The following is a 23,663-nucleotide window of genomic DNA, read 5'->3' as shown; positions in this document are numbered from 1 at the left end:
ATTTTTTACGCAACAAATTAGATTCCAGTGCGTTAAATATTTTAAGCCTTTCTAAAGAGAAAATTCCATGATACATAGATTATTTTATATAGGTATTCTATCTATACTTTTAAGCTGTCAATCAGATGATTCTATCTCAACTGATTCTAATGAGCCAACCCCTACAGAAGCCGCTACTTATTTTCCGCCTATTAATACAAATGACTGGGAAAGTGTATCACCTTCAGAATTGAATTGGAATGTAGATAAACTTGCAGAATTAGAAGATTTTCTTATTGCCGATGATACCAAATCTTTTATGGTGTTGGTCGATGGTAAAATTGTGGTAGAAGAATATTATAACGAACATACTGTTAACGATACTTGGCAGTGGAATAGTGCCGGGAAAACTTTGGTAACGGCTACCACTGGTATTGCGCAACAAAACGGATTAATAGATATAGATAATAAGGTGTCTTATTATATTGGTACCGAGTGGACAAGTGCCGCAATAGAACAAGAAAATTTAATTACCGTAAAGAGTTTGTTGACTATGACCTCTGGTTTAGACGACGAACCTCAATTGGTAATCAAAGCGAATTTGGTTTCCCTTGCCGATGCGGGTACACGCTGGGCTTATGGTAACGTATTTCAACGATTAATGAATGTAGTTGAAGATGCAAGTGGAACCGAATTTGAAACTTATTTTAATACCGAATTAGCGGCTAAAATAGGTATGGATGGATTCTGGAATAACGGATTTATCTATCGTATATACCATAGTAATACAAGAAGTATGGCAAGATTTGGGTTACTTGCTTCACATTATGGAAATTGGGACGGAGATCAAATTGTAGATGAAGATTTCTATTTAGAAAGCACAACAACTTCTCAAGATATAAACCCGGCTTATGGCTATTTATGGTGGTTAAATGGAAAAAGTGACTTCATGTTACCATCTACGCAAACAGAATTTCCGGGATCTCTTATTCCGAATGCACCAGCAGATATGATTGCAGCTTTAGGTAAAGATGAACAGCGCATCTACATTGTACCTAGTGAGAATTTGGTAATTATAAGAATGGGTGAGGCTACGGGATCTGAAGAAAATTTTGCATTATCATCTTTCGATAATGTTTTTTGGGAGAAGTTTAATGAGGTAATTAATTAGTAGAAAAATGAACTAAGAGATATCTCTTTGTCTTTTAAAAGACTTTTGATAACCAACATATCTTCATAAATAATTAAGGTTATTACATGGCGATGTCGTTGAGATTGTAAAAGCATTAGAGGTGGCTGTAGCCCTTAATTCTTTCGATAATATCAATGATTAAAAGAAAAGCATAGAAGGCCGTGTAGACGGAATCATGCAAGAATTGAACGTTGCCGTTTTAGAGAGCAAAAAGGTATATGAGAAAAAAATTACAGAATTAGGAGAGTAGTATCACTTCTATACTTTTTAAATAAAAAACAGCTATTATTATATAATACTGGCTGTTTTTTATTTTGACAAACTGGTTTTCTTTAGTTTTCGACTTCGTTGCTAAAGGTAGTTAGCACTATTATGCCTGTAGATTATAAAAATGTATAGTCTATAATTATAATTAACAAACGGTAGATTAAAATGACAGAATGTAATTTCGAAATTAAGATGAACTAGTTTTTTTATGTATTGATATGAGTCTAGAAGAAGGTTTAACTTAATATTTCAACTATTTTAGTCTGATAAATAAGGATTTAAATAACAATTGATCTCAATTTAAATTTATAAAATGATAAAGAACATGTTAGTAGCTCTGTTAATTTTATTTATAAGTTTTGTACATGGTCAGGAAAATTATATCGTAATTATTAATAATGATTCAATTAAGGCTAAGTTGAATAGTGAAATTCAATATAAAGTTTCTTCACGAAAAGACTTGACTATTAAAATTGTTCAGCCGGATATATTAACGTATTCAGATGATATGATTTCTTTTAGCTACGATAAATCCCTTAGTGTGTCCAACTCTAAAATTGATGAAAATATTGAGCAATGTATGATTATAAAATCGACTGGTAATGGGTTTATGGTACAAAAATATCATACAATTAATCCAACCAATTTAACACAGTTGATGTTACAAGAAATTATAAAAGAGAGTATTAGCTATGGCTATACAAAAGTTGAAGAAACATTTAAAAAGAAACTGAAAAGTGGTCAAACAATTGAAGGGATTCAAGCTACGTTGACTTATAATGGAGAAAAGGAAATATATACGGTAGCAACCTTTGGAGAAAAAGATAAAGGTATCATCGTAGTAACGATGTTTTTAAATGAAGCATATATTGATGATAAGGAAATAATTGATTTATTTCTAAAAACACTTGAAATCAAAAAATAATCGTTTTTCAGAGGTGAATAGTTTAGGGGGTAAACAATTTAAATAAAAATGATCGAAATTATACTTTCTGTTTTAGTGGATTTCGGACTTATTAGAGAAGATTACAAACATCGAAAGCTAATTAGTAAGAAAGAGAAAGAAGACGGAAGAAAAAGAACCGTTCAAAAATACCTATTTCAGCCAAGTTCAATAGTTACAATAATTCTTATAGTGCTATTTTCGTGTAGTGCGTTTCTTTTTGTTAGTTATCAAACCAATTCTATGTTTCCAAAAAAAACTTCAAAAGAGTTGGCAGAGATACATATTAGAATGGAAAAATGGAAGGAAAAATTTGGTTACTATCCGCTTAGTTTAGAAGAGCTAATTGGTAATGGTCCAATTAGACAAGAATGGAACAATGATGCATGGCATAGACCTTATAAGTATAGTGTTTCTGAAGACGGAAGTACTTATTTAATACTTTCTGCAGGTGCTGATGGACAATTTGAAACGGAAGATGATGTCAAATAGTTTCTAATCTAATCCTATTATTTGAAGGTAAAACCAAAAAGCAATCAAATTAAAATAAACCAACGTGAAAGATGGAATTATATTTTGGGATATAGACCCTGAAATTTTTACGCTATTTGATACTTTTCCGATAAGATACTACAGCCTTTCATGGGCTATTGGTTGTGCTTTGTGCTATCTTATTGTTAAGAAAGTTTATCAAGAAGAGAAAATACCGCTCGAAAATTTGGAGCAATTGTCAATGTACATTATTGCAGGTGGATTTTTAGGTGCGCGTTTGGGGCATTGTTTCTTTTATGAGCCTCAGTATTACATGCAAAACCCAATTGAAGTTCTATTGCCTATTAGAAAGGTTGGTGAATCGATTCAATTCATAGGTTTTCAGGGTCTTGCAAGTCATGGTGGATTAATCGGAATTGTAATTGCCATTGTCATTTATGTTAGAAAAACTAAAACAAATATTTTATGGATAATGGACAGGGTAGCTCTTGGTTCTGGTTTAATGGCGGCAAGTATAAGAATTGGAAATTTCATGAACTCTGAGGTATATGGTAAACCGACAAGTGGAAACTGGGGTGTAGTTTTTGAAAGAGACGACTTAATACCAAGACACCCGACACAACTCTACGAAGCGGCAGCCTATGTACTGATTTTTATAGTACTTGTTTTTGTTTATAAATCTAAAAAGATAAAAAAGAGGAATGGACTTATGGTTGGAATTTTCTTTGTTATGATGTTTACAGCGAGATTTATGATTGAATTTGTAAAGGAAAATCAAGTGGCATTTGAAGATTCAATGTCAATTAATATGGGGCAAATTTTAAGTATTCCGCTTATACTTTTAGGGTTTGTGCTTATGTATTATCATAAAATTTCATGGCTAACTAAAACTTCAGATTAAGGTTTAGAAAGTATTTAAAAGAATACAAATGAGAAAATTTGTTACATTAGCTTTGTTGTCCGGGTTGGTTGTTTTTGGTTGTAATATTGATAAATCAAGTTCTAAGGTTACGCAAGAAACTCTTACTGTACACAAAAGTAAAACGGATACCTTAATTGAATATCTTAGACCTTTCAAAGCCGAACTACCTACTATCGGACTTTTAATGTACAATGGTGTTTTGCAAAGCGAGGTTATCGCTACATCTGATGTTTTTTCGAAACCTTCAGAAGAGGGTAAACAACTTTTTAATGTTATAACTATAGCAGAAACAGAGACTTCAATAATAACCGAAGAAGGTATACGCTTTATACCTGATTATACATTTAAAAATTGTCCGAAATTAACTGCCTTGTTTGTGCCAAGTGCTTATGATATGTTCGCACAAGTTCATAATAAAGAGATTGTAGAATTTATTAAACAGAGAAATGAAGAGACAACCTTTACCGTTAGTAATTGTGCCGGTGCACAATTAATTGGAGAATCTGGCATCGCAGACGGTTATAAAATTGTCACATGGATCGGCGGTGGAGAGCAATTGCAGAATGACTATCCAAATTTAAAAGTACAAAATGATAGCTTAGTCTCTTTTGTGAAAGATGGCAAGTTTTTGTCTTCTAACGGTAATTTGGCAAGCTATATAACCGCCTTAGAGTTGCTTGAAGTAATGACAGATGAAGAACATAGAAAATTTGTAGAAAGTTACCTGTACCTTGAGCTACTCCAAAATTGGGAATAATAATATAGTGGTTAAAAAGTGGTTGTATTTTTTTCATAATTCTTTTCAGAACTTTATCCTGTAGTTAGAAAATAGGGTATATTCATTCATTGAAACGAAATGGATAATTACCTTTCATTTAATGTATGCTTATAGATGACAAGTGAACTAAAACAAAGGGTCTTTGTAAAGATGAAGTCCTTAATTGCTTCTACGAAAACATATATAGTTTTATTGATTTTGGCGGTTGGCTTACTTCTTTACACGGTAGCAGTTGGTTACAATCAAGTTCAAAGACTTCATAAAACCGGTGCTTTGGTTTCTCATACACTTGAAGTACAACGGTCTATTGTAGAACTTTCGGCGAAGTTTAATGAAATCGAAGCTATTCAGCTTAAAAAACTATTTGAAGAAGAAGAAAGTAATCTCTCTGGTATTATCGTTACAGAGTTAGGTCAGTCATTAAATCGCCTAAAAAAACTTACCTCAGATAACGATGCGCAACAAGAGCGTGTTGAAGCTTTGAAATTGCTGCGAGATAAAATTGAGCTAGAAATAGATACCACTACAACTATTCTTGATACCACTAACATAGAAGACAGTTTAAAGCTAAAAGATAGTATAGTAATTAACCTAGCTGGTATGCGATTTAAGCGTAAAGGGCGTATTGCAAAGATTGTGGCAGAATCTCAAGTCATTAAAGATAGAATGCTTTCAGAAGAGAACTATTTAATGGTGGCACGTAAAGAAGAATATACTTCGCAGTCATTTTTAACGCCATTATCATCATTACTGGTGGCTTTAACGGCTTTGGGTATATTTTTAATAGGTTCAATAAGTATTTATAGACAGCGTGGTGAAATTGATGAAGTAACCAGTGAGGTTTTTAATAAAAATAAAAAATTAGAAGAGACCGAAGATTTTTTAAAAGGAGTATATAAAAGCTCTAACAATGTTATAAGTCATTTTGAGCCTATTTTAGATTCACTAGGAAAGATTGTAGATTTTCAATTTCGATATACGTCTAATGCTATTGAAAGAGTAACGGGTTCTGAACAAGAAGATGTTATTGGTGGTTCACTTTTAAAGATGTATCCAATGGTTCAGGAAAATGGTCTTTATGAATTGATGAAAAAATGCTTTTTGACTGGTGATAATCAAGAACATGAAAGTGTTTATGTTTTTGAAGGTAAAGAAAAATATATTCAAAATACAATTGTAAAATCTGCTAATGGAATAACCAATACAGCTTGGGACACTACAAAGGTTAAAGAGGGAGAAAAAACACTTCAAAAACTAAATGAAGATCTAAGTCTTCAAAATACCATTTTTAAAGAAGCTGAGAACGTAGCGGGCGTAGGTAGTTTTATCTGGTACCTTGATGATGGCTCAGCGACGGTATCTGATAATTTTTATAGAATTTTAGATGTTGAACCAAATGAATTTGAGGTAACTTTTGATAGCTATAAAGAATTTATACACCCAGAGGATGTTTCTATTTTTGATGCTTTAAGTAGAAAACAAGAAGATAAAGGTATGTCTGCTTTATTTACATATAGAGTTTGTACTAAAAATAAAGGCGTAAAGCATCTTGATCTAAAAGGAAGATACGTAAAGATTGATAATAGACCGGTATCTGTAGGTATAGTTCAGGATATTACGAATAAGGTAGAAAAAGATAGGGCACTCTTAGATAGTTATGAGAAATTAAAATTAAGTAATGAAGAATTAGAATCTTTTAATAGAGTTGCAAGTCACGATTTACAAGAGCCATTACGAAAAATACAGATGTTTATTTCTCGTATTGAAGATGATGAAGAGCACAGTATGCCTAATGCAGTACAAGGATACTTCAGTAAAATAAAAGTAGCCACATTTAGAATGCGCGAATTAATTCAGAATCTTTTATCTTATTCTAGAATAGATAAAGTGAATTCAAAATTTGAGCGCGTTGCTTTAATTGATACAATAGCTAAAGTAGAAGAAGAACTTTCTCAACTAATAAAAGATACAGCTACTACCATTTCGTATAATAATTTGCCAGTAATTAACGGTATTCCATTTAAAATCGAACAGTTGGTTACCAACTTGATAAGTAATTCTATTAAATATCGTAAAGATAATATTTCACCAGAAGTAACTATTTCTTCAGTTAGATTGAGAGGTAGCGAAATCGAAGAAACATTTATTAAAAATTCAGAATACTATTATAAAATATCTTTTAGGGATAATGGAATTGGTTTTGACCCAGAATTTGCTAGTAATATTTTTGAGGTTTTTCAAAGATTACATTCTAAAACGGAATATTCAGGTACAGGCATAGGACTTTCAATTTGCAAAAAGATTGTAGAAAAACATAATGGTTATATATATGCTATAGGAGAAAAGGAAAAAGGATCGATTTTCATTATATACCTCCCTACCGTTTAATCGATTTTTCATACATCTAGTATAAGATGCAATTGTTGTATTTATTATAACCGTTGTTTTAGGTCGATCGTTCTTTCAAGAAAGTTTTTTTTTAAGTCAGCGTGCATTGGTCAGATACTTTTAATAAGTAATGTTTTGTAGTGTAACAAGTAACTTAGTTGAATAAAAAATTTAAAATGGAAAAGAAAATCGGACTTAAAGACGCAATCTCTATAGGTATTGGTGGTATGGTCGGTGGCGGAATTTTTGCTGTACTTGGGCTAGCGGTTTCTTTGGCCAAAGGAGGAACCCCGGTAGCATTTTTATGGGCAGGTATCATTGCAATGTTAACGGCTTATTCGTATGCTAAACTTTCAAAGAAATATCCAGAAAATGGTGGCACTGTAAAATTTGTTCATCAACAATTTGGTAGTGGTATTTTTGCTGGCGGTATCAATAACTTATTATGGATTAGTTATATAGTTATGTTGGCGCTATATGCATCGGCATTTGGATCTTATGCGACCGAATTGATTACCCTTTCAGATTCACAAGAAATTGACACACGTATATTTCAAACTTCAATATTGCTTATCGCATTATTCATTAATTATTTAAGTATAAAATTGGTTAGTGAAATAGAATCTATAGCAGTAATCATTAAACTCTTTATTTTAATTGCATTCATAGGTGTTGGTTTTTATGGCTTATCCATCCATCCAGAAAACCTAAAACAATTGTCTCCGAGTAATTGGGAGAGCCCTATTTTAATACTTTCAGGAGGTATGGTCATTTTTGTGGCTTACGAAGGGTTTGAGCTAATTGCAAATTCTATATCCGATTTAAAAGATAAAGAGAAGAATACCGAAAAAGCATATTTTGGCGCGGTAGGCTTCGTAATAGTTTTATATATCTTAATTGCAATTGTAACCGTTGGGGCTTTACCATTTGAGCAAATTGCGAATGCTGAAGATTATGTTCTGGCAAAAGCGGCAGAACCTACTTTAGGTCAAATAGGGTTTACTATAATTACTGTTACCGCATTGATTTCAACTTTTTCGGCTATTAATGCCACAGTTTTGGGTAGTGGAAGAGTAAATTATGATATAGCCGAAGATGATGAGTTGCCTAAGTATTTCTGTCATATGTTTTGGGGCAAGCCTATAGGGTATTTAATAACGGCAATACTTTCTATTGCATTGGTTAACTCCTTTAATCTTCAAAGTATATCTACGGCAGGTAGTGCAGGGTTCTTATTGATTTTTTGCATTGTAAATTATATAGGATTCAAAAAACATAAGGAACTGGATTCTAAAAGCTATGTGCATTTATTTGCCTGTATACTTTGTTTGTTGGCATTCGTTACTTTGATTGTTCAACAGTTTTCTGATAATAGAGTTGGGGTTTTAACCGCATTGGGTATTATTGTTTTCTGTTTTTTCCTTGAAACTGTATACAAAGCAACAAAGCCAAAAGTAGTGTAGTTGATGAGCTATTTCTAAGGCATTATATAATAATTAGTAAGGCGATATTTTGCAAGCACAGAAAGATGCACAAAAAAATGACAGAGCGTAAATTTGCAGGTATAGGTGTCTTTATTAGTGTATTCGTATTGTTGATTGTATATTATACAAGTTCTAATATCGGTTTTCCAGATGGTCACTTTACCAAATTTGATGAGTTTTGTAAAGAGGTGCTATTTCCAATTTTTATAGCAGTTAATTTAATATTTATAATAGTGTTTGCTACCTTGTTTTTTGTTAAGAAAAAAGCAAGATATGGCATTGTTTTTTATATGCTTACGTTAATTATATTTTCCGTTATCTTTTATTATTTTTCAATGAATTTAGAAAACGGACAAGGTGGATAGCGCAATTCTAAAATCGTATTAAAACTATATATTTCTAACAATGTGTTATAAAACTTATATATTCATTCATTGCATCAATTGTGATGTTAATAGTTTAATCAGGTTAAATTTAACAAGTTAGTAGTCTATTTGTATTTATTGTAATGATTAAATAATACTAATCACTTGATGTCCACGTTAGTCAATCTTATACTATAACAAATAGTACTTTTAACAGTATATCCTAATTTTGGATATTAAACTTGTCCAACTTTATAGTTTGCTATTCTGCAATTAAAGTTGAAAAAATAAGAGTATAAAAGAAAAAGACTTTATGGTCCATAAAAATGCAGAGGAAGAAAGATTAGCCGTTGAGGATAATTATAAAAATTGGAAAAGATGGGGTCCTTATTTAGCTGAACGTCAATGGGGTACAGTAAGGGAAGATTATAGTCCGCAAGGGCATGCTTGGAGTTTTGTCGGTCATGATAAAGCACGAAGTAATGCGTATAGATGGGGAGAAGAAGGTATTGGCGGCTTTTGCGATTCTAGAGAGATCTTATGTCTGGCACCTGCTTTCTGGAACGGAAAGGATTCTATCTTAAAAGAACGTTTGTTCGGTTTAACTAACGATGAGGGTAACCACGGTGAAGATGTAAAAGAACTTTACTTTCATCAAGTGTCAACACCTACGCACTCTTACGCTAAATATTTATACAAATACCCTCATAAAAAGTTTCCATATACCGAACTGGTTAGAAAAAATAGAAGTAGAAATCGTGAAGAAGCTGAATTTGAAATTTTAGATACCAAGGCTTTTGCCAATAATACGTATTTCGATTGTTTTATTGAATATGCCAAAGAAGATGTTGGTGATATTTTAATGAAGGTTACTGTTGTTAATAGAGGACCAAGAGCTGCCAGTATTCATGTGCTTCCACATTTGTGGTTTCGTAACTTTTGGAAACATAATAAAAGGTTCGAGCGACCTGAGATGAAATCTATTTCAGACGGCTCCGTACAGTCTCGTAGTACGAGAAATGGTCGTTATTATTTTTATCATGAAGATGGTGAGCAACTTTTCTGTGAGAACGAAACCAACAACCAGCGTATTTATGGTGTGCCCAATGAAGTGGATTACGTAAAAGATGGTATCAATGATCATGTTGTTGATGGGCAACCAACGGTAAACCCAGATAAAAAAGGTTCTAAATTTGCCGTGTGGCATAAACTCCGCTTGAAATCAGGAGAAGAAAAATCAATAAAAGTCCGTCTTAGTAAAAAGAAACTTGCCGATCCGTGGGGTGATTATGATGCTATTTTTGAAAAGAGAATTAAAGAGTGTGAAGAGTTTTATGGAGATATCTTAAAAAAGGAACTTCCCGTTCAGCAACAAGAGATTGCCAGGAAAGCTTTTTCAGGTTTACTTTGGACAAAGCAGTTCTACTACTATGATGTCTATAAATGGTTATTTGGCGGACCTGGTGAAGCCAAGCCATATAGAACAGATTCTAGGAATAAGCATTGGGAACATTTGACCAATAGGCATGTAATTTCAATGCCGGATAAATGGGAATACCCTTGGTATGCAGCATGGGATCTTGCTTTTCATATGGCGTCTTTCGTAGAGATTGATCCGTATTTTGCCAAGGAGCAACTGCTATTGGTATTGCGCGAAAGCTATATGCACCCTAACGGACAAATACCTGCTTACGAATGGAATTTTAGTGACGTAAACCCACCTGTACATTCATGGGCAGTGTGGACGGTTTATGAGAAAGATAAAAAGCGAAACGGTAAAGGAGATTTTAGTTTTCTAGAGAAGGCCTATCAAAAGCTATTGGTCAACTTTACATGGTGGGTCAACCAAAAGGATAAAAGCGGAACCAACCTCTTTGAAGGCGGTTTCCTAGGCTTGGATAATATTGGCGTATTCGATAGAAACCACATGCCTGAAGGTATTACACGTATGCAGCAGGCAGACGCTACAAGTTGGATGGCGATGTTTACCTTGAATATGCTTCGTATGTCTCTTGAGCTAGCAAAAGAGAATTCGAATTATGAGGATAGTGTGGCTAAATTTTTTAGACATTTCTTGAATATCGCATGGGCAATGCACCATATCGGTCAAAAAGACATTTCACTTTGGGATGATGAAGATAATTTCTATTACGATGTTGTAGAAATGTCTAATGGTAATACAGACCGATTAAAAGTAAGGTCATTGGTGGGTATTATACCCATGTTCGCTGTAGAGATTATTCACAAGGACTTATTCGATGAGCTAAAGCACTTTAAAGTTAGAGCTGCAGAAATTGTTAGAACTAGACCAGATTTGGCTTCTTTGATTTCTAATATCGAAGAATTTAATTCAGATGGTAATTATCTGTTCTCGATTATGCGCGGATTCCGATTAGAGAAATTGTTGTTTCGTCTACTTGATGAAAAAGAGTTCTTGTCCGATTACGGTATTCGCTCACTTTCAAAATATCATGAAGAACATCCGTATGTTTTTCAACATAACGGGCATCATCACATTTCGTATGAATCTGGGGAAAGTCAATCTAACATGTTTGGAGGTAACTCTAACTGGCGTGGACCAATTTGGCTGCCTTTAAATTATATGATCGTACAATCGCTTCGTAAATATTACTCATACTATGGTAAACAATATGTATATGAATTTCCAACAGGTTCAGGGGTAAAATTAAACTTGAACGAAATTGCAAATGAGATTTCTAAAAGATTGATTAAATTGTTTGAGCCTAATGAAGATGGTAAGTTTGTGTACCACTCAGAAGATACTAATCATGTATTTACTAAAAATGAGCACTTTAAAAAAGAGCATTTCTTTTATGAATTTTTTGATGGGGATTCAGGTAAAGGTTTGGGCGCTTCTCACCAAACTGGTTGGACAGCCTTGGTTGCAAACCTAGTTATGGAACTAGAGGAAAATAGTTAACGTAGACTTTTGTAAAATCTAAAAAAGCGAGGTATGAAAATATCTCGCTTTTTGTTTTTGATACTATACTACAGATGTGATAGCTTCATGTGCCTCTACTGCAAAACTCCTAATTTTAGGATCTTCATCATTTAAATAACTTTCGACTATACTTAAATACCGAGGCTCCTTTTGCTGAGCAATAAGGTAAAGCACTGCAAGTTTTATTTTAAGGTCATTGCCTTGTAGTAGCAATTTAAAGCATTCCAGTTCTGTCGGTATTTTATGCTTTATTTTTTGAAGTTCTTCTTCAGATGAAATATCTAAAGCAGATTCTTCAATAATTGGCAACAGTTTTCGCTTAAGTTCACCGGTCAAAAGGTTGTCCAAGAATTCAATGGCATTGTGCTGTGCTTCTTGTTTCTCGCTCAATAAGCCTTCATAAGCTATACTAACATCTTTTTGATGGTAACGTAAGCCTAAGAGTTTAAAAATACGTTCCAATCCAGAATCTAGTCGGCGTTCTAAAAGTTCTAAAAGACTGGTGCGAGCATCGCGTTCGGCATCGCTAATTTCTTTTTTAGATTTATTTCTATTTCGGTACGATATAATAATCTGCGTATGCATAGACGATAAGGTCTGATGATGTAGTTTACATTCATCAAAAATGACCGAGACCACTTTATATCGATTGAATTTTAATTGCGGATGCGTTGTTCTTATGGCACTTAAAGCACGAATTGCTTCTAAACGAACGGTAAGGTCATTATCTGTTAAAATGGCTAATAAATGATGCACAGCTTCTTTTGAATGAAAAGATTGCATTGCTGCAGGTATAAACCGAAGTACCGTTAAGGGTTGTAAACGTTCTTGCACATTGTTTCGTAACAAAGGTAAAATCTGTACCCCATATTGTTTAAAAGCTTGCATTACAGTTGGCCTATAATTCTTTTGTGCTAAAAACGGAATTATATGTTGAGCTAATGTCGGGTCAGTTGCTACCCCAATGGACTTTATTGTCGTGATTACGATTTCTTCGTTTTCATGATGTAGAAAGGCAATGAGCTTATTGTAGAAAATAGGCATATTTGCCACGCCTAAAATTTCAATGACAGCTACTATGTAAGAGTGATTTTTTTGGTTTGCTTTAATATTCTTGATAGCAACTGAAATACGGTCCAATAACGAATAACGTTGCTTTAAGGAGTAGTTGTTTTTTGCGGCTCTCGCCAAACAGTATAGTGCTGCCATTGCAATTCGCTCATTAGAATGTTCTAAATACGCATCAAAAACGAAAGATTTGTCTTTGTGGGCAAAACTTAAAACATAAGCCAAAGTAGCAATGGTTAATTCTCTATTTTCGATTTTCAATAACTCAGAGACCTCGGCAGTCATACTTTTTGAGTTTAAAAAGTATAAATTCTGAATCGCCGATAACTTCACTTTGTTGCTAGGGTGTTCTAATAATAACTCTACATCATCAGCAAAACGTTTGTCATTAATTTCCATCAATTTTTCGAGCATAAAAAGAATTTGCTCTTCGGTGCCATTTTTAAATACGGTGCGCATGCCAGACACTATAGATACTTTTGATTGGGAGATTTTTTTGGTCTTTTTGCCACTATCTGTGAATACCTCTAAATTCGTTCTAAAGGTTTTGTAATACTCTATTCTAACTTTATAAATGAAATACAACCATAAACATACCAGTACGATGATTAAAACGCCAATATAGAATGAAGGCAGATTTAGCCCACGCACTACAAATATTAATAGGCATCCGGCAATACCTGTGGCTAAACTATCTACTACGACATCGATGAATGATTTCGTCTTATTCTTAAGGTCGAAAGGCAGCGGTAAGGTCAGTAATTCCGAGGCACTTTTATGAATAGACTGTTTTAGTATTCCATCCATAGCCTTAATTACTACCACTGCTGAGAGCTCTGGTAATAATAGAAACAGAATACTTCCTCCGAATATACCAATGGGTAATAAAAGCAATGAAAAACCTACACCCCAAATACCTACAATTCTATGGGTGAAAAATAGCTGTATAATTAGAGATAATAAGTTGAAAGTCGAAAACCAAAAAGCGAAAAATGCAGTAAGGTCGTCGGCATCGGTAATTGCAGATGAGGCAAAATCACTAAACAGGTAATCTACTAATTTGGCAACCACAACACTAACGGCTACTATACTGGCAATGTAGGTAAGGTGTTTAGATTTTAAGATGAGTTTTAATGGCGGCTCTGAAATGTTAGATGCCGACTTGTGTTTCTTGACGCTTCCGTTTTTTCGTACTCTGATATTCCAGATTCTTCTTAATAGCGGAATACAAAAGAAAAGGAGCAGGGCAGCAACGAACATTAAGTTTTCATTGCCAATTAGTTGGGCAAGAATAGAGGTGAGGTATCCGCCGAAAATACCACCAATAATAGCTCCTGATCCAATAAAGCCGAACAGTCTTTTAGCCTCACGAATATTGAATACCAAGTTTGCCAATACCCAAAATTGCGATGCAGATAATACTGCATAAATTGCTACCCATATATAAAAGAAGTAGAGCAACACACCGCTGACCACATCTAGCGAGAGCAGTATACCCAAGCCTATTAAAATGACAATAGAACTAATAATGGTCACCTCAATTACTTTTTTAAGCGGAAATTTTGATACTGCTTTTGAATAGAAATAAGAGGTAGCTACGGCAGTTATTGCAACTAACAAGAAAGCAAAAGGCAATTGTTCAACACCTAGTTCAGAAAGAAAAAGAGCGTTTACCGTAGGTTTTATGATCAGTAATACGGCTATGACCAAAAAAATGTAGGCGAGCATCCAAAGAGATACTTTGAACTCGCCTTCACGTACATCGAATATTTTTTTAATCAGTCTTTCTACCATCAAGAAATGGGCATCTGTATTCCAAGATCTAAAGTACTGGCTTTTTTAACACCTTTTCAATTGGTTTTACTAAATCTCTTATTATTTGTTCTCCATTGGCATCATCTATGAGTGCAACCAAAATGTATCTTCTATTGCTGTCTTCGCCCCAAACCAATATGGAATCTGAATGATAGGTACGCCAAGAGCCCGATTTTCTGAACAACCTGGCATTGGGAGCGATCTTATCCAGCGTATTTACAAATTTATGGTGCAGTTCTGGATCTTCCATAATATCAAGCATTTGCTTGGATCGTTTTTCATTGACCAACTTACCGTTCGCCAACAGATAATAATATCTACAGACTTGGGTTACAGATGCGGCGTGACTCAGATTTTTTAAGGGCTCTCTGTTGGTTTCTCCACCACTGCCGTAACGTTTGCCTACCCAAAGACCGCCTCCTTTTTGTTCATTATAAAAGGCATATTTGGGATCGCACATCACTGATTCTAATTTTTCATACCCCACGCGATCGATCATTCTGGTAGATGCGGCATTGTCAGATTTACTGATCATTAAACGCATGTCTTTCTTTACTTCTGCAGTTTCCTTTAGTTCGCCTTTTTCAATAGCATCCATAGCGGCTAAAAGAATTGCTATTTTAGGCAAACTAGCGGCATACATCATATGATTACCGTTTACACGTGCAAAACGCACATTTTCTGGATTACTTAAATCAACTAGACCAACAGCCATTTTCTTTTGTACGATCAAATCGTTCCATTCTGGATGCGATGATAATTCATCTCTTAAGTTCGTTTGTAAAGAACTATCAAGCAGTTTTTGTAAGGGCTTGATCTTCGAATTATCTATTCGTAAGGGTAACTCATCTTGTGCGTTTATGACAGCACAAAATAGAAATGAAAAAAGAAAAAAGATTCGGGTAGTTTTCATTGATTTTTGCTTATTTAAAAATGTAGTCAAAATTAGGTTATGCAATCATTTACTATATGTTAATTTTCATGTTTATGTAAAATAATAAAAGTACCGTAAAATCACTGTATAGCCCGGTATACTGTCAAATGCTGTGTTAAAATTCTAATTATTTTCAGATTATATAGTACCTATGCATCCCTTTTATAAAGAGCAAATGGGTTAAAAATTTATATTGACATTCAATTAAATAACTGTATCTTAAATTATAGAATATATGCAAACTTATGAATCTTAAAGATGGTGTAAAAACTGCTGAGAATAAAGTGTCTGCAGAGGCACGTAGACTCAGCGATATGGTTAAGGATACAAGCAAATCTTTAGTAGACCGTTTAGAGTGCTTTGAAGATATTATAAGTTTAGAAGTTGGGGACACTGGTTTGCATCGGGCAAAGACTTTAGAGCGTGAATTTGATGTTCGTCAACTATACCTTAAGTACGAAGGCGACAACCCTACGGGAACACAAAAAGACCGCATCGCTTTTGCCCAATTGTATGATGCACTGCGTCGCGAGTTTAAAGTAGTTAGTTTGGCTACGTGTGGTAATTACGGTGTGGCAATGGCTTTGGCTTCAGATTTAGCGGGTATCGCTTGCAAAATTTACATTCCAGAAAGTTACCATACTGATCGTATTTTAGAAATGGAAACCTTGGGTGCAGAGATTATTCGTATTTCTGGTAGCTATGAAGATGTGGTTACCGAAAGTTCTCGGTTAGCAGCCGAACATGGTTGGTATGATGCCAACCCTGGTGGTGCAAATACTCCTCTTCAAATATCTGCCTATGCTCAAATTGCTCAAGAGATTTTTGAAGATTTAGGTGATGCGCCTAAATACTGTGCGGTACCTGTTTCTAATGGAACGTTGTTCGCAGGCATTTATAGGGGGTTTGTAAATCTGTACAAAAGAGGAAAGACGTCTCGTATTCCTAAAATGATAGCGGCATCATCATCGCATAAGAACCCGATTGTGGAGTCTTATTTATTAGGATTAGATCACTGTAAAGATTTGAACCCGGCGGCGATTAAAGAAACGAAATACAACGAACCACTGATTAACTGGCATAGTTTCGATGGGGAAGAGGCATTGTATGCATTGAAAGAATCTGAGGGGAAAGCTTTTAATATCAGCGATAAAAAACTGAAAGAGATGACTTCTCTTTTATATAAAAAAGAAGGATTTCGAATTTTACCGGCATCTACAGCGGGTTTGATCGGACTCTTAGAATTAGACGATAAAATGAATTTTGAGCCAGACCGTTTTGTGGCGGTGCTCACTGCAAAAAATTAATTATAAAAATGAAAAAAGTTACAGACGGTAAGGCATTGGTATATTGTGAGGGTGCATTTAATACTCCCAATGGTAAAACAGCACATGGTTTGGTTCGCTTTACCGAGCGTTATGAAGTTGTGGGTGTTTTAGATGAAAGATATGCAGGCAGAGATGCTGGCGATGTTTTAGATGGTAGACCTAACGGAATTCCTGTTTTTAAAGATTTAGAAGCTGCCATTGTTGCACTTACAGCAAGTAATAATTTGCCAAGTTATTTGGTTATCGGTCTTGCGCCAGATGGTGGTAGATTACCACAAGTTGCCAAAGCGACCATTAAAGCTGCTTTGCAACAAGGGTGGAACGTAGATAGTGGGTTACATGATTTCTTAACTAATGACTCTGAGCTGGTGGAATTAGCTAAAGAGAAGAATGTAAAAATTAGAGATATTAGAAAGACGCCTGATCGTGATCAATTACATTTTTTTACAGGTGATATTGAAAAAGTGGACTGCTTAAAATTAGCGGTTTTAGGAACGGATTCTGCTTTGGGGAAACGTACTACGGCTTGGATTTTGGTTCATGCATTTCGTAATGCAGGTAAAAAGGCAGAAATGATCGGAACCGGACAAACAGGATGGATGCAAGGTGCTAAATATAGTATGGTGATGGATAGCTGTATCAACGATTTTGTTTCGGGTGAAATTGAACATGCTGTGGTCAGTGCATATGATAATGAAGACCCAGATGTTATTGTTATTGAAGGGCAGGGGAGCTTAATGAACCCTGCATACCCTGGTGGATTTGAGATTCTAGCTGCCGGTAGACCAGATTATGTAATTCTGCAACATGCACCAAAAAGAGTAGAGTATGACGGCTTCCCAGGTTATAAAATGCACACTTTAGAACAACAGATAAATGCCATTCAGGTGATTTCTGGTAAGCAAGTTATAGCAATTACTGTCAATCATGAAGATATGGAAAAAAGTGAAATTCTTGATGTTTGTAAGGCTATTACCTTAGAAACTAAACTACCTGCTTTTGATGTATTGGAATATGGTGCAGAAGATTTAATCGCACTTTTAATGAAGAAATTGAAATGAAAATAACCCATATTTCTTTTGAGCGTTTAGACTTGAAATTGTCTGACCCTTATACTATTGCTTATGAAACAATTGACCGTACAAGTAATTTTATCTTAAAGGTTGAAACCGATGGTAAAATTGTGGGTTATGGTTGTGCTGCACCAGATCCTGTGGTTACAAATGAATCGCCAAGTGATGTTACCTATGCTATTAAAAATATCATTATTCCGTATTTATTGGGTAAGGATCTATTTACGTATGCAATGTTGTTATTAGAGCTGAAGGAGTTATTGGGTAAAAGGTCATCCGCTCTTGCAATGGTAGATTTGGCTTTGTTCGATATCATGTCAAAAAAGGCTGAGGTGCCTTTGTATAAATTTTTAGGCGGCTATCGTAATAGCATCGCTACCAGTATTACTATTGGTATTATGGGAGTAGATGAAACATTGCTGAAAGCGACCGAATTTGTAAACCAAGGCTTCACTATTTTAAAAATAAAAGGTGGTTCAAATCTTGAAGAGGATATTGCCAAGATGAGAATGATTCATGAAAAGTATCCTAATATTGAACTACGTTTCGATGGTAACCAGGGCTACTCCGTAAAAGAATCGGTCGCCTTTGTGAAGGCAACTGCAGCTATTGGGGTCGAGATTTTTGAACAACCAACAAAAGTTGAGGCTGAAGAACGTTTGGGCGAAGTTATGGATCAGGTAAATGTTCCCATAATGGCAGATGAAAGCTTAAAAACTTTGACAGATGCATTTCGTTTGGCACAAAACGAGCGTGTAGATATGGTAAATATCAAACTTCAGAAAGTTGGTGGTATTTGGGTAGGTATGCATATCAACTCAGTAGCAAAAGCTGCGAAATTAGATGCCATGGTAGGGTGTATCGATGAATGCGGATTAGGTATCGCAGCCGGTTTACATTTTGCCCTATCTAGACCAAACATTGTGTATGCTGATCTAGACGGGCATTTAGATATTATTGACGACCCGTATCACTCCATTTTCAAATTGGAAAAGGGAATCTTATATCCGACCGAAAAACACGGATTAGGCTTCTCTGAGTCGGATATTATGTAGATTTCTTTATTCTTCTAACTGCTCAATAAGGTTGGCTACTAAAGCGGTCCAGCCTGTTTGGTGCGATGCTCCTAGACCACGACCGTTTTCTCCATGGAAATACTCGTAGAATAATACCAAGTCGTTAAAATGAGGATCTTGGTAATATTTTTCGTAGTTCTTGTTGATGGCTCTATTGCCTTTTTCATCTTTCTCGAACATGTGGATCAAGCGTTTGCTCAATTCATCACTAACTTGTTTCAGGTTCAGCAATTTTGAGCTTCCCGTAGGGTATTCGAACAAAAAATCATTGCCGTCATACCACTGGTACTCACGTAATGCCTGAATGAATAAATAGTTCATTGGCATCCAAATAGGTCCACGCCAGTTAGAATTTCCGCCAAATAACGAAACGGTAGATTCTGCAGGTTCATAATCAATGGAGTAATCTATACCATCTATATGAATTTGATATGCTTTCTCATGTATTTTTGATAATGATCGAATGCCATATTCACTCAAAAATTCTTTCTCATCTAAAAGTGCGGCAACTAATTTTTGCATTCTGTCTTTTGGTACTAACGATAGAAGTAAATCTCCATTTTCTTCATACTGCTGTATCACTTCATATTTTAAATTCTCTGCACGGTACTTTTTAAACCAAAGAACACTTGCCTTAAATTTCGGGAATTTATCCAATACACTTTTCTTGATCGTAAGCACAGCTGCCAATGACAACATACCGGCAATTGATCGAACTTTTATAGTGGTCGATTGTCCGTCAGGTAGCGTTAAGCGGTCATAGAAGAAACCTTCAACATCGTCCCATGTATTGGCTTTATCAGTGTCCATTTTGTTCAATGCTTCGGCTATGAATATGAAATGGCCGAAATATTTGGTTGCCATATCTTCATACGAATCGTCATGTTCTGCAATACGTAGACTGATTTCTAGCATGTTTAGACTGTACATTGCCATCCAAGCAGTACCATCTACTTGGTCTAAAGAACCGCCACCGGGTACACCATGGCTACGGTCAAATACTCCGATATTATCCAAGCCCAAAAATCCGCCTTGAAAAACATTGTTGTCATTTCTATCTAAACGGTTTACCCACCAGTTGAAGTTCAAGTTGAGTTTATTGAACATCCGTTTTAAGAATTTAATATCCGGTACGCCTGTAATAGATTTATCGGTGCCGTAAATCTGTAAGGTTGCCCATGCCTGTACTGGCGGATTTACATCACTGAAATTCCATTCGTACGCAGGTATTTGTCCGTTAGGTGCCATGTACCATTCTTTGGTGAACAATAGTAGTTGGTCTTTCGCAAATTCTGGATCAATAGAGGCGAACGATGCACAGTGAAATGCAGAATCCCACGCAGCATACCAAGGGTATTCCCAAGCATCTGGCATAGAAAGGATATCATGATTTCGTAGTGTTTTCCATTGGCTATTTCTACCAAGCTTACGCTCTTTTGGTGGCGGAGTGGTTTTGTAATCACCTTCTAACCATTTCTCAACTTCGTAGTTATAGTATTGCTTCGTCCAAAGTAAACCGGCAAAGGCTTGTTTTAAAATCGCCTTTCTGTCTTCGCTTGCCTTTGGGGCTATTTCATCATAGAATTGAGCGCACTCTTTTTGTCTCTTTTTAAATATAGCATCGAAGTCGGCAAAAGGTGCTTCAAGTGTTTCTTCGGTTAAACGAAGTTGAAATGTTTGTGATTCTCCACCATCTAAAATAACTTGATATAGTGGAGCGAATTTTGTTCCTGAATTATTCTTTGTCGCTAACTCAAAATCATTGTTGCAGACAGCATTATTGAACACATCTTTTTTAAAGGGATGGTCGTTTTTCTCTTTATAAATGGTCTCTTTGTTGGTTTCATTCTCTGTAAAGAATAACTGCGCTGCCTTTTGAAAATAGAGATTATAATTGCCTACATACGGGTGGTCAATGTTTACGAAAGGATTCGATTTTGTTCCTTTTTGAGTGATAACAGGCTTTCTAGACATTTCTTTAAATGTCCAGTGATTACGCATTACCATTTGTGGTAATAAAGTGATAGGTGCCGGTTTTGAATGCCTATTGGTAATCGTAATTTTAATAAGAATATCGGTTTCATCACCTTTTGCATATTCCGTGCTTACATCAAAGTAGGTGTTATCATCGAAAATACCGGTATCCAGTAACTCGAATTCAAGCTCTCTACGATTGCGCTTTTGGTTCTCGTCAATCAATTGATTGTATGGGTATGCTTTCTGCGAATACTTGTACAAATACTTCATGTAAGAGTGAGAGGGTGTATTCTCTAAATAGTAATACAGCTCTTTTACATCTTCCCCATGATTTCCCTGCGGTCCTGTTAAACCAAAAAGACGCTCTTTTATAATTGGATCTTTACCGTTCCATAAACCAATACTAAAACACATATTGCAATAACGATCACTAATACCAGCTATACCATCTTCTCCCCAACGAAAAGCGCGACTTCTTGCATGGTCATGAGGTAGGTAGTTCCAGGCATCGCCACCTACACTATAATCTTCACGTACCGTACCCCATTGGCGTTCACTTAAATAAGGACCCCATTTTAACCAATCTTTTTCTTCGGTATGTTGTTGATCTAAACGTTTTTTTTCAGGGTTTTTCATTTGCTTTGGAGGATTTTATAACTTCCTTATAAATAGAAAATGGATTCTAAGATAACTGTTAATTTTTTGAATCTATTTTGTGGAATATATATTATTACTTTTTAATGTCAGTTAGTCTTTTAATATAGTCGAAATCTATTTCTTCTAATAAATTAATTTTTCCAGAGGTTGCACTTTTGATTACGATATCAGTCTTTTTTAAAGTTTCAATCATCGGAATAACTTTTGAACTATAATTATTGTAAAAACGAATTATATCACCACGACAACATGGAATTTTATATCCACTTTGAGAACTTGTTATCAATATTTTATTTTCTCTCAAATTGCCAATTACTTCTTTACTAAATATTCGTTTAGTAATATGAATATTACGAACCCTTATTCTATCTATTATTTCATCTGAATAGATATATTCATGAGGGTCTTTCTTAAATCTAAAGACTAAGTAGTTCAGGCATATTAATTGATTTTTAATTTCAATAGCTGGATTCTCTGCATTAATATGAATAAAGTTCTTGATTCTAAAGAATATGAAATCGACTAGTTCTTTATTGAATTTTTCGTCTTCTAATTCAATATTAGAATATTTATGTCGAGGGTTTTCCGGCCATTCTCTTAAATGTAGAATATGCTCGTCTAGAATCTTTAATATCTCAGGACTTCTTGGGTTAATTTTTTTGGGATCATAGCACCGAGATAAACTACCAGCAATAAAATCCGCTAATTGTATTAGTGGTTCATTTTTACTATCACAGAATTCGAACTTTGGTCCTCTAAATAATTCTGTTTGTTTATGGTTCTTCTCAACATAACTAACGAAGCCATCCATAAATTTTTCAGAGCCGTGATTGTCTGAAATCAATTTCAAATATGGATAATAATCATATAGTTCTCGGTCTAATAGACCATTGACATATTTATAAAATATGTTTCTAAATTGTAATCCACTATCTTCAAAAACTTCTCTTTTATCAACTATGATACTATAGATTTTGAAATTAAGTTTAGAAATATCTTTTATAAAATCAATTCTTTTGTCAAAATCTCTAAAGGCTTTAGCACTAGATTTAATTTCAGGTGCTCGAGTATGTTTTGCTGCAATTTCAACAAATTGTTCTCTAGTTTTATCTACTGAATATTCATCTAAAATAATTGCGGTTACGATAAAGAATGTTGACACACCATCCTTTGTAAAATGAATACTTTTATCACCTGATTCGTCAATAAACCCTATTTTGTCACCCAAATTTTTATTATTAAGAGATTAAGGGGGAGTATATCATTAAAATCTTTTTTAAACCGCTCTCTGCACTACCTCAAATACTTTATTGGCGTCGCACTTAATTGTTTTAGATGGGAATTTCAGTATTAATGCGTAATCATGGGTTGCCATTAAAATAGTTCTGCCAGATTTATTGATTTCCTGTAATACCTTCATAACCTCTACACTGGTTTGTGGATCAAGGTTTCCGGTAGGCTCATCGGCAATAATCAGTTCAGGATCGTTTAATAAGGCACGTGCAATGGCAATACGTTGTTGTTCCCCGCCAGAAAGTTCATGCGGAAACTTAAATCCCTTGGTTTTCATACCTACTTTTTCAAGTACGTTAGAAACCCTATCATCCATTTTTGCCTTATCTGTCCATCCGGTTGCCTTTAAAACAAAAAACATATTCTGGTTAATATTTCGGTCTGGAAGTAATTTAAAATCTTGAAAAACAATACCCAGTTTTCTACGTAAAAACGGAATATCTTTTTCTTTCAATGTTTTAAGGTCAAAGTCAACCACATGACCTTCACCTTTTTGCAAAGGTAAATCGCCATACAGGGTTTTCATGAAGCTACTTTTACCGCTACCGGTCTTACCAATAAGGTATACAAATTCCCCCTTGGCAATTTTTATAGTTACTTCACTCAACACCAAACTCTCTTTTTGAAAAATAGAGGCATCCTTAAGTTCTAAAACAATCTCTTCCATAAC

Annotated in this window: 17 protein-coding genes; 12 read left to right on the top strand and 5 right to left on the bottom strand. The window is 34.8% G+C overall.

The window, feature by feature from the left end; genetic code table 11:
• The first annotated feature begins 67 nt into the window (after positions 1-67).
• The 9 genes from ACJJVP_RS01640 (at position 68) to ACJJVP_RS01600 (ending at position 11,751) form a co-directional block, all read left to right on the top strand.
• Positions 68-1,150: a serine hydrolase domain-containing protein gene (locus ACJJVP_RS01640; protein WP_405410266.1), complete on the top strand. Its 1,083-nt coding sequence runs from the start codon at positions 68-70 to the stop codon at positions 1,148-1,150.
• Between the two features lie 601 nt (positions 1,151-1,751).
• Positions 1,752-2,363, top strand: a complete 612-nt coding sequence (locus ACJJVP_RS01635; RefSeq protein ID WP_405410264.1) for a hypothetical protein — start codon at positions 1,752-1,754, stop codon at positions 2,361-2,363.
• A 48-nt stretch (positions 2,364-2,411) separates the two neighbouring features.
• Complete coding sequence (locus ACJJVP_RS01630; RefSeq protein WP_405410262.1) at positions 2,412-2,873, top strand: type II secretion system protein GspG; 462 nt, start codon at positions 2,412-2,414, stop codon at positions 2,871-2,873.
• Positions 2,874-2,937: 64 nt separating this feature from the next.
• Positions 2,938-3,774: a prolipoprotein diacylglyceryl transferase gene (gene lgt, locus ACJJVP_RS01625; RefSeq protein ID WP_405410260.1), complete on the top strand. Its 837-nt coding sequence runs from the start codon at positions 2,938-2,940 to the stop codon at positions 3,772-3,774.
• A 28-nt stretch (positions 3,775-3,802) separates the two neighbouring features.
• Entirely contained in the window at positions 3,803-4,552 is a 750-nt protein-coding gene (locus tag ACJJVP_RS01620; protein WP_405410259.1) for a DJ-1/PfpI family protein, read from the top strand.
• 171 nt (positions 4,553-4,723) lie between these two features.
• On the top strand, positions 4,724-6,961 hold the full coding sequence (locus ACJJVP_RS01615) for an ATP-binding protein (RefSeq protein ID WP_405410257.1): 2,238 nt from the start codon (positions 4,724-4,726) through the stop codon (positions 6,959-6,961).
• A 176-nt stretch (positions 6,962-7,137) separates the two neighbouring features.
• Positions 7,138-8,424, top strand: a complete 1,287-nt coding sequence (locus tag ACJJVP_RS01610) for an APC family permease (RefSeq protein ID WP_405410255.1) — start codon at positions 7,138-7,140, stop codon at positions 8,422-8,424.
• A gap of 77 nt (positions 8,425-8,501) precedes the next feature.
• Positions 8,502-8,810, top strand: coding sequence for a hypothetical protein (locus ACJJVP_RS01605; RefSeq protein WP_405410253.1), 309 nt, complete (start codon positions 8,502-8,504; stop codon positions 8,808-8,810).
• A gap of 313 nt (positions 8,811-9,123) precedes the next feature.
• A complete protein-coding gene (locus ACJJVP_RS01600; RefSeq protein WP_405410251.1) occupies positions 9,124-11,751 on the top strand; it encodes an MGH1-like glycoside hydrolase domain-containing protein in 2,628 nt (875 codons plus the stop codon).
• 63 nt (positions 11,752-11,814) lie between these two features.
• On the opposite strand, the gene ACJJVP_RS01595 is transcribed toward ACJJVP_RS01600, so the two are convergent.
• Positions 11,815-14,634, bottom strand: coding sequence for an Npt1/Npt2 family nucleotide transporter (locus ACJJVP_RS01595; protein ID WP_405410249.1), 2,820 nt, complete (start codon positions 14,632-14,634; stop codon positions 11,815-11,817).
• A 28-nt stretch (positions 14,635-14,662) separates the two neighbouring features.
• Entirely contained in the window at positions 14,663-15,568 is a 906-nt protein-coding gene (locus ACJJVP_RS01590; protein WP_405410247.1) for a serine hydrolase, read from the bottom strand.
• A gap of 266 nt (positions 15,569-15,834) precedes the next feature.
• On the opposite strand from ACJJVP_RS01590, the gene ACJJVP_RS01585 reads away from it, so the two are divergent.
• From ACJJVP_RS01585 to ACJJVP_RS01575, 3 genes are read left to right on the top strand one after another with little or no spacing between them, the layout of a single operon-like run.
• Positions 15,835-16,896 carry a pyridoxal-phosphate dependent enzyme gene (locus ACJJVP_RS01585; protein ID WP_405410245.1) on the top strand — a complete coding sequence of 354 codons (1,062 nt, stop codon included), beginning with the start codon at positions 15,835-15,837 and terminating at the stop codon, positions 16,894-16,896.
• A gap of 8 nt (positions 16,897-16,904) precedes the next feature.
• On the top strand, positions 16,905-17,978 hold the full coding sequence (locus tag ACJJVP_RS01580) for a DUF1611 domain-containing protein (RefSeq protein ID WP_405410244.1): 1,074 nt from the start codon (positions 16,905-16,907) through the stop codon (positions 17,976-17,978).
• Positions 17,975-19,045 (top strand): mandelate racemase/muconate lactonizing enzyme family protein, encoded by a 1,071-nt coding sequence (locus ACJJVP_RS01575; protein WP_405410243.1) that lies wholly within the window; start codon positions 17,975-17,977, stop codon positions 19,043-19,045. Before ACJJVP_RS01580 ends, ACJJVP_RS01575 begins: the two co-directional genes overlap by 4 nt.
• A 6-nt stretch (positions 19,046-19,051) precedes the next feature.
• On the opposite strand, the gene ACJJVP_RS01570 is transcribed toward ACJJVP_RS01575, so the two are convergent.
• The 3 genes from ACJJVP_RS01570 to ACJJVP_RS01560 form a co-directional block, all read right to left on the bottom strand.
• Entirely contained in the window at positions 19,052-21,679 is a 2,628-nt protein-coding gene (locus tag ACJJVP_RS01570; RefSeq protein WP_405410241.1) for an MGH1-like glycoside hydrolase domain-containing protein, read from the bottom strand.
• A 94-nt stretch (positions 21,680-21,773) separates the two neighbouring features.
• Complete coding sequence (locus ACJJVP_RS01565) at positions 21,774-22,928, bottom strand: DUF3800 domain-containing protein (RefSeq protein WP_405410239.1); 1,155 nt, start codon at positions 22,926-22,928, stop codon at positions 21,774-21,776.
• A 48-nt stretch (positions 22,929-22,976) separates the two neighbouring features.
• Entirely contained in the window at positions 22,977-23,660 is a 684-nt protein-coding gene (locus tag ACJJVP_RS01560) for a cell division ATP-binding protein FtsE (protein WP_405410237.1), read from the bottom strand.
• Positions 23,661-23,663: the final 3 nt, after the last annotated feature.

It is taken from the genome of Maribacter sp. Asnod1-A12 (genome assembly GCF_045063735.1).
Lineage (GTDB): Bacteria > Bacteroidota > Bacteroidia > Flavobacteriales > Flavobacteriaceae > Maribacter.
The sequence above is the reverse complement of the archived record's forward strand: the minus strand, read 5'-3'. Positions and strand labels throughout refer to the sequence as shown.

Coding starts and splice junctions, on each gene's coding strand:
- ACJJVP_RS01640 (WP_405410266.1), top strand. CDS start 68: ATGATACATAGATTATTTTATATAGGTATTCTATCTATACTTTTAAGC.
- ACJJVP_RS01635 (WP_405410264.1), top strand. CDS start 1,752: ATGATAAAGAACATGTTAGTAGCTCTGTTAATTTTATTTATAAGTTTT.
- ACJJVP_RS01630 (WP_405410262.1), top strand. CDS start 2,412: ATGATCGAAATTATACTTTCTGTTTTAGTGGATTTCGGACTTATTAGA.
- ACJJVP_RS01620 (WP_405410259.1), top strand. CDS start 3,803: ATGAGAAAATTTGTTACATTAGCTTTGTTGTCCGGGTTGGTTGTTTTT.
- ACJJVP_RS01615 (WP_405410257.1), top strand. CDS start 4,724: ATGAAGTCCTTAATTGCTTCTACGAAAACATATATAGTTTTATTGATT.
- ACJJVP_RS01610 (WP_405410255.1), top strand. CDS start 7,138: ATGGAAAAGAAAATCGGACTTAAAGACGCAATCTCTATAGGTATTGGT.
- ACJJVP_RS01605 (WP_405410253.1), top strand. CDS start 8,502: ATGACAGAGCGTAAATTTGCAGGTATAGGTGTCTTTATTAGTGTATTC.
- ACJJVP_RS01600 (WP_405410251.1), top strand. CDS start 9,124: ATGGTCCATAAAAATGCAGAGGAAGAAAGATTAGCCGTTGAGGATAAT.
- ACJJVP_RS01595 (WP_405410249.1), bottom strand. CDS start 14,634: ATGGTAGAAAGACTGATTAAAAAAATATTCGATGTACGTGAAGGCGAG.
- ACJJVP_RS01590 (WP_405410247.1), bottom strand. CDS start 15,568: ATGAAAACTACCCGAATCTTTTTTCTTTTTTCATTTCTATTTTGTGCT.
- ACJJVP_RS01585 (WP_405410245.1), top strand. CDS start 15,835: ATGAATCTTAAAGATGGTGTAAAAACTGCTGAGAATAAAGTGTCTGCA.
- ACJJVP_RS01580 (WP_405410244.1), top strand. CDS start 16,905: ATGAAAAAAGTTACAGACGGTAAGGCATTGGTATATTGTGAGGGTGCA.
- ACJJVP_RS01575 (WP_405410243.1), top strand. CDS start 17,975: ATGAAAATAACCCATATTTCTTTTGAGCGTTTAGACTTGAAATTGTCT.
- ACJJVP_RS01570 (WP_405410241.1), bottom strand. CDS start 21,679: ATGAAAAACCCTGAAAAAAAACGTTTAGATCAACAACATACCGAAGAA.
- ACJJVP_RS01560 (WP_405410237.1), bottom strand. CDS start 23,660: ATGGAAGAGATTGTTTTAGAACTTAAGGATGCCTCTATTTTTCAAAAA.